This window comes from Nocardia grenadensis NBRC 108939, assembly GCF_001613445.1.
Taxonomy (GTDB): domain Bacteria; phylum Actinomycetota; class Actinomycetes; order Mycobacteriales; family Mycobacteriaceae; genus Nocardia; species Nocardia grenadensis.
Window position 1 is genome coordinate 82,053 of the sequence record NZ_BDCJ01000003.1, and the last position, 10,583, is coordinate 92,635.

The 10,583-nt window shown below is 69.0% G+C and carries 12 protein-coding genes; 2 read left to right on the forward strand and 10 right to left on the reverse strand.

What is annotated here, in order from left to right; translation table 11 throughout:
• Positions 1-127: 127 nt before the first annotated feature.
• The 10 genes from NGR01S_RS02625 to NGR01S_RS02670 form a co-directional block, all read right to left on the reverse strand.
• Positions 128-538: a VOC family protein gene (locus tag NGR01S_RS02625; protein ID WP_063034925.1), complete on the reverse strand. Its 411-nt coding sequence runs from the start codon at positions 536-538 to the stop codon at positions 128-130.
• Between the two features lie 5 nt (positions 539-543).
• The gene (locus NGR01S_RS02630) at positions 544-993 is read right to left on the reverse strand and encodes a helix-turn-helix transcriptional regulator (RefSeq protein WP_063034559.1); all 450 of its coding nucleotides are present in this window, start codon (positions 991-993) and stop codon (positions 544-546) included.
• A complete protein-coding gene (locus tag NGR01S_RS02635; RefSeq protein ID WP_063034560.1) occupies positions 990-2,300 on the reverse strand; it encodes an amidohydrolase in 1,311 nt (436 codons plus the stop codon). Before NGR01S_RS02635 ends, NGR01S_RS02630 begins: the two co-directional genes overlap by 4 nt.
• 29 nt (positions 2,301-2,329) lie before the next feature.
• A complete protein-coding gene (locus NGR01S_RS02640) occupies positions 2,330-3,046 on the reverse strand; it encodes a trimeric intracellular cation channel family protein (protein ID WP_063034561.1) in 717 nt (238 codons plus the stop codon).
• 112 nt (positions 3,047-3,158) lie between these two features.
• Positions 3,159-3,863, reverse strand: a complete 705-nt coding sequence (locus tag NGR01S_RS02645; RefSeq protein WP_063034562.1) for a CE1759 family FMN reductase — start codon at positions 3,861-3,863, stop codon at positions 3,159-3,161.
• Positions 3,860-4,312, reverse strand: coding sequence for a MarR family winged helix-turn-helix transcriptional regulator (locus NGR01S_RS02650; RefSeq protein ID WP_063034563.1), 453 nt, complete (start codon positions 4,310-4,312; stop codon positions 3,860-3,862). Before NGR01S_RS02650 ends, NGR01S_RS02645 begins: the two co-directional genes overlap by 4 nt.
• A complete protein-coding gene (locus NGR01S_RS02655; RefSeq protein ID WP_063034564.1) occupies positions 4,309-5,484 on the reverse strand; it encodes an LLM class flavin-dependent oxidoreductase in 1,176 nt (391 codons plus the stop codon). The genes NGR01S_RS02650 and NGR01S_RS02655 overlap by 4 nt, the downstream gene beginning before the upstream one ends.
• A gap of 190 nt (positions 5,485-5,674) precedes the next feature.
• Positions 5,675-6,736 (reverse strand): phosphotransferase, encoded by a 1,062-nt coding sequence (locus tag NGR01S_RS02660; RefSeq protein WP_063034565.1) that lies wholly within the window; start codon positions 6,734-6,736, stop codon positions 5,675-5,677.
• Positions 6,733-7,818 (reverse strand): TIGR03857 family LLM class F420-dependent oxidoreductase, encoded by a 1,086-nt coding sequence (locus NGR01S_RS02665; protein WP_063034566.1) that lies wholly within the window; start codon positions 7,816-7,818, stop codon positions 6,733-6,735. Before NGR01S_RS02665 ends, NGR01S_RS02660 begins: the two co-directional genes overlap by 4 nt.
• Complete coding sequence (locus NGR01S_RS02670; RefSeq protein ID WP_063034567.1) at positions 7,815-8,711, reverse strand: SDR family NAD(P)-dependent oxidoreductase; 897 nt, start codon at positions 8,709-8,711, stop codon at positions 7,815-7,817. The genes NGR01S_RS02665 and NGR01S_RS02670 overlap by 4 nt, the downstream gene beginning before the upstream one ends.
• A 189-nt stretch (positions 8,712-8,900) precedes the next feature.
• Between NGR01S_RS02670 and cyp51 the strand changes: the two genes are divergently transcribed.
• A complete protein-coding gene (gene cyp51, locus NGR01S_RS02675; RefSeq protein ID WP_063034568.1) occupies positions 8,901-10,256 on the forward strand; it encodes a lanosterol 14-alpha demethylase in 1,356 nt (451 codons plus the stop codon).
• A gap of 123 nt (positions 10,257-10,379) precedes the next feature.
• Complete coding sequence (locus NGR01S_RS30745) at positions 10,380-10,547, forward strand: hypothetical protein (protein ID WP_174551650.1); 168 nt, start codon at positions 10,380-10,382, stop codon at positions 10,545-10,547.
• Positions 10,548-10,583: the final 36 nt, after the last annotated feature.

Consider the following 10,583-nt stretch of genomic DNA (forward strand, 5'->3'; position numbering starts at 1 on the left):
TGTCTCCCTCTGCGGTGGTCGCGGTCGTCGACATCGGCCTGTTCGGTTCCTGGCGGTCGAGTGTTACCGGCCGGCCCGTCCGATGGGCGGGCCGGTGTGCGTGGCGGGTCGGTGGGTGGGACTCCGGTCAGCGCAGTTGCTGGATGCGGATCATATTGCCCGCGGGGTCGCGGACGGCGCAGTCGCGGATGCCGTAGGGCTGATCGGTGGGTTCCTGGACCACTTCCACGTCACCGGCCTGGAGCCGTTCGAAGGTGCCGTCGAGGTCTTCGGTGGCGAGGTTGATTCCGGCGTAGGTGCCCTTGGCCATCATTTCGGTGATGGTGGTGCGTTCGGCGTCGGTGATGCCGGGGTCGGCGGCCGGCGGGTGCAGGACGATGGAGGTTCCGGGCTGGCCGGCGGGGCCGACGGTGATCCAGCGCAGGCCGTTGTAGCCGACGTCGTTGCGGATTTCGAAGCCGAGGGTGTCGCGGTAGAACCCGATGGCGGCTTCGGGATCGTCCTGGGGTAGGTAGCTGGCGTGAATGGTGATGTCCATGCCGATCACGCTAGCTGCGGGGTGGTTACCGGGGCTTCTCGATTCCTGATCGGTCTGGTCACCTGTTTGGCGGTGCACGACGGGATGCCGGCGGTGGCGTCGGTGTGCCGGCGCCGGTAGGCGCTGGGTGGCATGCCGACGAGTTCGGTGAAGCGGGTGCTGAAGGTGCCCAGTGAGGAGCAGCCGACGGCGAAGCATACTTCGGTGACGGTGAGGTCACCGCGGCGCAGCAGGGCCATCGCGCGTTCGATGCGGCGGGTCATCAGGTAGCCGTACGGGGATTCGCCGTAGGCGAGCCGGAACTGGCGGCTGAGATGTCCGGCGGACATGTTGACGCCGCGAGCGAGTGCTTCGACATCCAGTGGTTGCGCGTATTCGCGGTCCATCCGGTCGCGGACGCGGCGTAACAGCGCGAGGTCGCGGAGGTGTTGGTCCGCGGTGGGTCTGCTGGTCACGTGGCCGATCGTCCCATATCGTGCCGGGGTTGCCCAGTTCCCGGTGGTGGGTTGCCGGTGCCGAGCCAGGCGAGCGCGGCGACGACGAGGGCGGTGACTCCGGTGTCGAGGGTGGGTTGTGGGACTGGCGCGAAGCGGGAGCTGTGGTTGACCGGGATGTCCTGGAACAGGGTGCCTCTTTCGACGGCTTCGGCGAAGGCGGCCGGGTCGGTGCCGCCGAGTCCCCAGTAGGTGAACGGGACCCCGAAGGCGGCGGGGATTTCGCTGATGTCCTCGCTGGCGGTCTGTGGCTCGATGGTGTGGGCGGCGGCGCCAAAGGCGGTGGTGAAGGCCGCGGCGACCCGGCGGGTGGTTTCGGGGTCGTTGACGGTCGCCGGGAAGGTTGTGATCCGCTCGAATTCGGGTTCGCGTGGGGCACCGGCGCCGGTGGCTTCGGCGCGCACTATCCGTTCGATGGCGTTCAGGATGTGTTCGCGGACCTGCGGCTCGTAGGTGCGGATATTGATTTCGAGGACGGCGTCGTCGGGGATGAGGTTGGGTCCGGTGCCGGCGTGGATACTGCCGACGGTGACGACGGCTCGGGTGGTGGGTGCGAGTTCCCGGGATACCACTGTCTGGAGTCGCAGTATGCACATCGCTGCCATGACGACGGGGTCGACGGAGGCCTGGGGTTGGGAGCCGTGGGCGCCGCGGCCGTGCAGGGTGACGCGGAGGCTGTCGGCGGCGGACAGGAACGGTCCGGGGCAGGTGCCGACGGTGCCCGCGGGATAGGGCAGGACGTGCTGGCCGAGGACGACGTCGGGGGCGGGGATTTTTTCGGTGAGTCCGTCGGCGACCATGGCGCGGGCGCCGTCGCCGTTCTCTTCGGAGGGCTGGAGCAGCGCGATGATCGTGCCGTGCCAGGCGTGGCGGGCCTCGGCCATCAGGCGGGCGCAGCCGAGGAGGCAGGCGATGTGGACGTCGTGTCCGCAGGCGTGCATGACCGGTTGCGGGTCGCCGTCGCGGTCGACGGTGGCGGTGGAGGCGTAGGGCAGGCCGGTGGCTTCTTTTACCGGGAGAGCGTCCATATCGGCGCGCAGCAGCACGGTGGGGCCGGGGCCGTTGTGGAGGACGCCGGTGACTCCGGTGCCGCCGATGCCGGTGGTGATGTCGTAGCCGTAGTCGCGGAGGGCGGTGACGGCGAGCGCGGCGGTGCGGTGTTCGCTCATGCCGAGTTCGGGGTGGGCGTGCAGGTCGCGGTAGCGGTTCTCGATTTCGTCGCGGGCGGCGTCCAGGCCGGTCAGAACAGTGGCGGCGTCACGATTCATCGGTAGTGCCTCTCTGCTCGGGGTCGGTGTCAGCTGCTGTCCTCGGTGCTGGGGCCGCGGCCGCGGCGGGTGGTGCGGACGCCGCGGACGGCGGCGGCCAGGCGGGTGTGCGGTTGCCAGTCCAGGCCGTTGGGCAGGCCCCAGCCGTAGCGGACGGCGGCGAGGCGGAGTGCGAGGGAGAAGACGATGCCGGCGACGATGCCGATCGCGGGTGCGCCGAGGTAGGTGCAGACGACCATGGTGCCGGCGACGACGGCGGCGACGGTGGCGTAGAGGCCGTTGCCGCCGAAGACGGCCGGGACCCGGCGCAGGAGGACGTCGCGGGTGGCGCCGCCGCCGACGGCGGTGGTGATGCCGAGAAGTACGGCGGGCAGCCAGCCGAGGCCGGCGGCGAGGGTTTTCTGTGCGCCGGTGACGGCCCAGAATCCGATGACGGCGGCGTCGAGGGCGGTGAAGAGGCGGTCCCAGGCGTGTTCGCTGAGGTGGATGAGGAACGAGAGGAGGGTGCCGACCACGGCGGTGGGGAGGTAGGCGTAGTCGGTGAGCGCTACCGGGGGGCCTTGCTGGAGCAGGGTGTCGCGGATGATGCCGCCGCCGAGGCCGGAGACGATACCGACGACGAGGAATCCGAAGAGGTCGAGTTTTTCGGTGCGGGATACGGCGCCGCCGAGCATCGCGCAGGCGAAGACGCCTGCGAGGTCGAGATACCGGGTGACCTGGTCGATAGTTTCGGCGGGTGCGGTCACCGCAGCAAACTAACACGCGTGAGCGCGGGTTCTCGGCGGTGAGGTGTGCCGGGTGGGCCTGCCGCTCCCGGCGCCGCGGGCTGGTGGGAGTCCGCGGCGCGGCCAGTTGTGGTCAGGCCCGGGGTTGCACCGGCGCTCCCCCGCCGGCCGCGAGCCGCATGAGGTCGGTGTCGAGGTCGACGGTGGTAACGCTCCCGCCGCCGCTGCCGAAGCTGTGCTGGTAGCTGTGCCACGATTCGTCTTTGACCTTGTGCGCGAACCCGCTCTCCATCAGCAGTACCAGTTCCAGGGCGGCGCGGTCGATGCGTCTGTCAAGGTCGGTGTCGCTCCAGTCCTCGGAGGCGGCGAACAGGGAGGTGGGCACGGTCATGGTGCGCAGGAAGGCGAACAGGGCGCGCATCTGTTCGTCGACGACCAGGGCGTGCCGGGAGGTGCCGGCGGTGGCGGCCAGGATCACCGGTTTGGCGATGAGCAGGTCGTTGTCGAGGACGTGGAAGAAGGAGGTGAGCAGTCCGCTGGGTGCGGCCTTGTAGACGGGGGCGGCGACGATCAGGCCGTCGGCGGCGGCGAGTGTTTCGACGGCGGCGGTCATCTTGGGGCCCATGAGCTGGGAGACCAGCGCGGTGGTGATCTCGGTGGCGAGTTCGCGGAGGTCGATGACGTGCACGGTGGCGGTGGCGCCGCGGTGGCGGGCGAGGGTGCCGACGCGGGCGGCGACCCGGTCGGCGAGCATGCGGGTCGAGGACGGGTTGCTGGTGCCGCCGCTGACCACGACCAGTCGGTAGGGGGTCGTGCCCTGGCCGTTGGTGGTGTTCATATCTCGTTCCTTTGGGTGGTGTCGGCGAGTTTGCCGCAGAGCTGTTCGAGGGTGCGTAGTTCGTCGTCGGTGAGTGCGCCGGTGAGTGCGCGGGCGACGCCGACGGCGTGGCGGCCGCCGATGCGGCGTTGCCGGGTCCGGCCCTCGTCGGTGAGCGAGAGCCGGACCCCGCGGCCGTCGTGCGGGTCGGGAGTGCGTTGCACGAGGCCGCGGTCGACGAGCCGATCCACCATCCGGGACAGCGCGGGCTGGGTGAGCAGGACGTGCCGGTTGAGTTCGGCGGGGCGGATGGGTTCGGGGCATTTGGACAGGGTGTAGAGGACGTCGTATTCGCGCATGGTGAGTCCGTGCCACACGTCTTCGGCCGCGAACTGTTTCATCAGCACCGCGTGGGCGGTGAGTACTGCTTCCCAGGCGTCGTTGGCGAGCCTTCCGCTGGTTCTGGTCACTTGTCGGCCAGGGTTTTCGCGGTGTCCTGGTAGGGGCTGGCGCCGGCCAGATTGTCTCCCTGGTTGGCGTTGGGGCGGGCCTGCCGGGCGGGCTCGCCACCGTATTCGGCGGTGACGCGGGCCCGATGGGTGGGTGCCGGGGCCGATTCGGGGTCGCGGCGGGCTTCCAGTTCCTTGCGCAGGAGCGGCACGACTTCCTCGCCGAGCAGGTCGAGCTGGTTCAGCACGGTTTTCAGGGGCAGCCCGGCGTGGTCCATGAGCCACAGCTGGCGCTGGTAGTCACCGAAGGTGTCGTGGAAGGTGAGGGTTTTGTCGATGATCTCCTGTGGGCTGCCGACCGACAGCGGGGTCATTTCGGCGAAGTCCTCGAGGGAGGGGCCGTGACCGTAGACGGGGGCTTCGTTGAAGTAGGGGCGGAATTCGTTCCAGGCGTCCTGGGATTTCTTGGCGATATAGGCTTGTCCGCCCAGTCCGACGATGGCCTGCTTCTTGGTGCCGTGCCCGTAGTGTTCGAAACGCTGCCGGTAGAACTCGATGAGTTGCAGCGAGTGCGCGGTGGGCCAGAAGATGTGGTTGGCGAAGAAACCGTTGCCGTAGTAGGCGGCCTGTTCGGCGATTTCCGGGGTGCGGATGGAGCCGTGCCAGACGAACGGTGGCACACCGTCGAGCGGGCGTGGGGTGGCGGTGAAGCCCTGCAGCGGGGTGCGGTAGGTACCTTCCCAGTCGACGACGTCTTCGCGCCAGAGCCGGTGCAGCAGGTTGTAGTTCTCCAGTGCCAGCGGTAGGCCCGCGCGGATGTCCTTACCGAACCACGGGTAGACGGGGCCGGTGTTGCCACGGCCGAGCATGAGGTCCATGCGGCCCTTGGACAGGTGTTGCAGCATGGCGTAGTCCTCGGCGATCTTCACCGGGTCGTTGGTGGTGATCAGGGTGGTCGCCGTGGTGAGGATCAGTCGTTCGGTGGTGGCGGCGATATGGCCGAGCAGGGTGGTGGGTGAGGACGAGAAGAAGGGTGGGTTGTGGTGCTCGCCGATGGCGAAGACGTCGAGGCCTACCTCTTCGGTTTTGCGGGCGATCTGCACGATCGCGTCGATCCGTTCGGCCTCGCTGGGCGTCACGCCGGTTACCGGGTCGCGGGTGATATCGCTGACCGAGAAGATTCCGAACTGCATCGTGTGTCACTCCCACCGTAGGTTCTATGCGTTTGCATCTACCTGAACGGCGGGGGCGGCGGGGTTATTCCTCGTGCTCTCACAAGCCGCGGAGTGCGGGGAACCGTGCAGCGGATCACGGCGCTCCACTCCCCTGTCCACTGCCATCGCCCGCGTCTCCGCCACCCGAGACAGCGGGGACACCGCGCGGCTACCCGGCAGCCGGTGGCCGCGGTGGGGCCGGTTGCCGGGTGAGTGAGTCCAGGTCGCGGATGGCGGCGCAGCTGCGGCGGATCATGGCGGCGAACATGGCGGCGCCGCGCTCGGAGGGGGTGCCGTAGGCGGCGCCGAATACCGCGACCAGCGGGCCCTGCAGGGCGGCGAAGCAGTAGTCCTGCCAGCAGTCCTCGATGGTGTAGCCGGTGACGCCGAGTTCGGTGAGCCGCCGGTGGTAGGTGACCACCAGATCTTGTTCGACGGCCCGCCGGGGCTCCGGATCCAGGCTGGTGGTGATGAAGTAGGCCAGGTCGCGGGCCGGGAGTCCCAGGTTGACGGTCTGCCAGTCGACGGCGGTCACCTGCGGTGGGTCGGCGTCGTCGAACAGCAGATTGTCCAGACGGTAGTCGCCGTGCACGAGACCGAACCGTTCGGGGCGGGCGACCAGCCAGTCGGCGATGACCACACCGCAGGCCCGTACGGTCTCGTGGTCCTCGGCAGGGAGCCGGTCGCCGAGGCGGTCGAGGACGATGTCGGTGGTGGGGCCGTAGAGCTCGCGCAGCGTGCCGGCTTCCTCCGGACCGTTGCGGCTGAATCCCTCGATATCGAGCAGCGTGTCGTCACACCAGCGGGGGGCGTGCAGGCCCGCCAGGTTGGCCACGGCGGGGCGGGCGTGGGCGATGGGGCAGCCGCCGATCTGGTCGCCTGGGCGGGCGGGGGCCAGGTCTTCCAGCAGGAGTACGAATTCGGCGCCGTCGCCGTGTATTTCGGCGTGGTGGCAGCGCGGAGTGCGGACGGCGACCGTGGTGGCGATCTCGGTGTAGAAGCGGACTTCCTGGCGGTAGGCGCCGGCCAGCATGGCGCGGACGCCGGGGTCGGCGGCGGGGAGCTTCGCCAGGAGTCGTGTCGGCACCCCGTCGCCGGTGAGGTGCAGCCGGTGTACGGTGCCGATCTGCCCGGTACCGACGGGTTCGGCGGTCACGGCGGTGACGGGACGGCCGAGTGCGGCCGTGAGCCATTCGGGGGTGAGGCCGGCGATATCGGTGGGGCTGGTCATCGGTGGCTCCTGCCGGGGTTGGCCGGCAGGTGGGCGAACCGGCCGGTGTCGCGGCGGCACCGCCACGCGTCGAGAACGGGTGCGAGTTCGGTGGGGGCGTTGCCGTGCAGGATCACACCGTCGGCGCCGGCGTTGAACTGGTCGGCGATCCGGCTCGCGCAGTGTGCCGGGGTGCCGGTGGCGGAGGCGGACGTCCATTCCGCGGGGAGCAGTTCTTCGACGGCGGCGAGGGTGGTGTCGTCGGCTACAGCGTCGAGGGCACCTCCGGCGCCGGCGACCAGGGGGTGCGCGCGGAAGTCGGCGAGGACCTGCGGGTCCCAGCCGTTGACCCGGACCAGGATGTCGCCGTAACCCTGCAGGTAGGTGCCGAGACGGCCGACGAGTTTGCGCAGCCGGGCGGATTCGCCTTGGGTGTCGTCGACCACCGCCAGCACCGACCAGATGCGGATGGCCGCCGGATCGCGGCCGGCGTCCGCCGCGGCGGCGCGGATCGTGCGGACGGCGTGCGCGGTGGTGTCGTCGGTGAAGAAGGTGTGCAGGACGACGGCGTCGGCGATCTGCCCGGCCAGACGCAGGGTGTTGGCGCCGATCGCGGTGAACATGACAGGGATGGCTTCGTCGTAGGTGGCGTCGAGGTGCAGAACCGGGTATTTCCCGGCGGGCCCGTCGTGGCCGACGACGGTATCGCCGTGCCAGAGGCGCCGGTAGAGCTCGGTGACGTCGCGGAGTTGCGCGGAGGTGATCCGGGGTAGGCCGATGACGTCGAAGAGGGCGCCGAATCCGCGCCCGAGGCCGAGGCTATAGCGGCCGCGGGTGAGCCGGTGCAGGGTGACGGCGCCCGCCGCGGTGATCAGAGGGTGGCGGGTGTTGTGGTTGGTGGCGGCGGTGCAGATGCCGAGGTCGGTGGTGACCGCGCCCGCGGCGGCGGCGAGGGCGAAGGCTTCTTTGGTGTTGAACCGTTCGGACAGGAAAATCGCGCCGAGGCCGAGTCGTTCGGCGCCGCGGGCCTCGTCGAGCAGGATGTGCGGGTCGGTGGCGTGACCGGCGAGGCCGTAGCAGCCGAGTTCGGGGAATTCGGTCACTGCCCGGCCTCGGTGTCGTGGCCGCCGATCATGCGGTGCAGTTCGTCCTGGGTCCAGGGCGGGGTGTCGTTGTGGTCGCGGAAGCCGAGGATGGTGGGGGTCGGGCGGTCGTAACGGCCGACGAATCCGCCCGCGGCGACGAAGATCTGGCCGGTGACCCGTTCGGTGGCCGTCCCCGCGAGGTAGAGGTACAGCTGGGCGACGTAGTCGGCGGGTGGGGCGTCGAGGGCGGCGTCCTTGCTGATCTCGTCGAGCATGCCGCGCCGGTACAGCTCCATGATCTTGGCTTCGTAGGCGAACCCACTGGAGAGCCGGGTCTTGGCGCCGGGGCAGACGACATTCGCGCAGACCTTGTGTTCGGCCAGTTCGGCGGCGATGGCGAGGGTGAGGGAGTTGACCGCGCCCTTCCCGGCGGCGTATCCGGTTCCGCCGTAGTCGCCGAGGTAGGCGAAGGAACTGGTGTTGATGATGCTGCCGCGGCCCTGGGCGACCATTTTCGGGGCGGCGGCGCGGCAGGTGTTGAACGTGGTGGTGAGGTGGGAGTCGAGCAGTGCCCGCCAGTCGCGGGTGCTGACGTCGAGAATGGAGGAGTCGGCGGGTTCGGCGATCCCGGCACAGTTGATGAGGACGTCGACGGCGCCGAAGGTGCGTACACAGGTGTCGACGAGTTCGGTTGCGGTCGATTCGTCGGCGGCGCTGCCGGCGACGCCGATCGCTCGGTGGCCGGCGAGGGCCAGGGAGTTGACGGTGCGTTCGACGGCGGGGGTGTTGCGTCCGTTGACCACCACTCCGGCGCCGTGTCCGGCCAGGGCGTGCGCGACGGCGTAGCCGATGCCGCTGGTGGCGCCGACGACCACGGCGCCGCGTCCCCACAGGGTCTGGTTTCCGCTCATGGATCTGTTCTCGCTCACTTGTCTCGGCCGAACACTATTCCGTACAGATGTCCGGACATGATGGCATCCCGACAGCGCGCCGGGGGTGGAGAGAGGTCGCACGCCTTGCTTGCGCACAACACCCCGTAGTACTGTCCAGACAGGTGTCTACCATAGATCCTGGACAGTAATCTGGGGAAGGATTTCCACATGACTTCGGTGAAACCGCCGCGGGTGTCCGGAGGCGAACACGAACACGGCCACCTGGAGGAGTTCCGTACCGACCCGATCGCGCTGATGCGCCGGGTCCGGGCGGAATGCGGTGACGTCGGCCGGTTCGAGCTCGCCGGACGCCACGTCGTCCTGCTCACCGGCGCCGAAGCGAACGAATTCTTCTTCCGTGCCGCCGACGAGGACCTCGACCAGGCCGCCGCCTACCCCTTCATGAAGCCGATCTTCGGCGAAGGTGTGGTATTCGACGCCAGCCCGGAACGCCGTAAGGAGATGTTGCACAACTCCGCGCTGCGCGGCGACCAGATGCGCGGACACGCGGCGACCATCGAAAAAGAGGTCGACCGGATGCTGGCGGGCTGGGGCGAGGAAGGCGAAATCGATCTGCTCGACTTCTTCGCCGAACTCACCATCTACACCTCCTCGGCCTGCCTGATCGGGACGAAATTCCGCGAGGAACTCGACAGCCGGTTCGCGCACCTCTACCACAATCTGGAACGCGGCACCGACGCGCTGGCGTATGTGGATCCCTACATGCCGATCGAGAGCTTCCGGATCCGCGACGAATCCCGGGCCGCGCTGGTCGAACTCGTCCAGGAGATCATGAACGGGCGGATCGCGAACCCGCCCGCCGACAAGGAGGACCGCGACCTGCTCGATGTGCTGGTCTCGGTGAAGAAAGAGGATGGCACCCCGCACTTCAGCGCCAGCGAGGTCACCGGCATCTTCATCTCGATGATGTTCGCCGGCCACCACACCACCTCGGGTACCGCCGCCTGGTCGGTGATCGAAATGCTGCGGCATCCGGAGGTGCTCTCCGGAGTCGTGAAGGAACTCGACGAGCTCTACGCCGACGGCCAGGAAGTGAGTTTTCACGCGCTGCGCCAGATCCCGCAACTGGAAGCGGTACTCAAGGAAACGCTGCGGCTGCACCCGCCGCTCATCATCCTGATGCGGGTCGCCCAGGGTGAGTTCGAGGTGTGCGGGAACCGGATCGAGCCCGGCGATCATGTGGCCGCGACCCCGGCGATCTCCAACCGGCTGCCCGAGGACTTCCCGAACCCGGACAGTTTCGATCCCGGCCGCTATATCGACCCCAACCAGGAAGATCTGGTCAACCGCTGGACCTGGATCCCGTTCGGGGCCGGACGCCATCGCTGCGTCGGCGCCGCGTTCGCGCTCATGCAGCTCAAGGCCATCTTCTCGGTACTGCTGCGGGACTGGGAATTCGAGAGGGTGCAACCGTCGGACTCCTACCGCAACGACCACTCCAAGATGGTCGTTCAGCTGCAGCAGCCGTGCCGAGTCCGGTACCGCCGTCGGCAGAAGGCGTGAGGTTCCGATGACCTACGTCATCACCCAGCACTGAGCAACGACGCGCCAGTGCGTGGCCGAATGCCCGGTGGTCTGCATCCGGCCCCACCCGGGCGATCCGCAGTTCGCGTCCGCGGAGATACGGTGGCCGCGACCCTCGACGATTTCCGGGCCGGTGTGCTGCCCACCCCGGTGCGGGACCGGGCGGCGCTGTCGGATCTGGTGCGCGACCGGCAACCCGATGTGGTCGACCGCACCGCGTGGACCGGACCGAACGCGCCGCGGGCGCGGCGGCGGGACGGCCCCGGGTGAAGCTGGCGACCGTGGCCGAACTGCTCGCCACGGCAC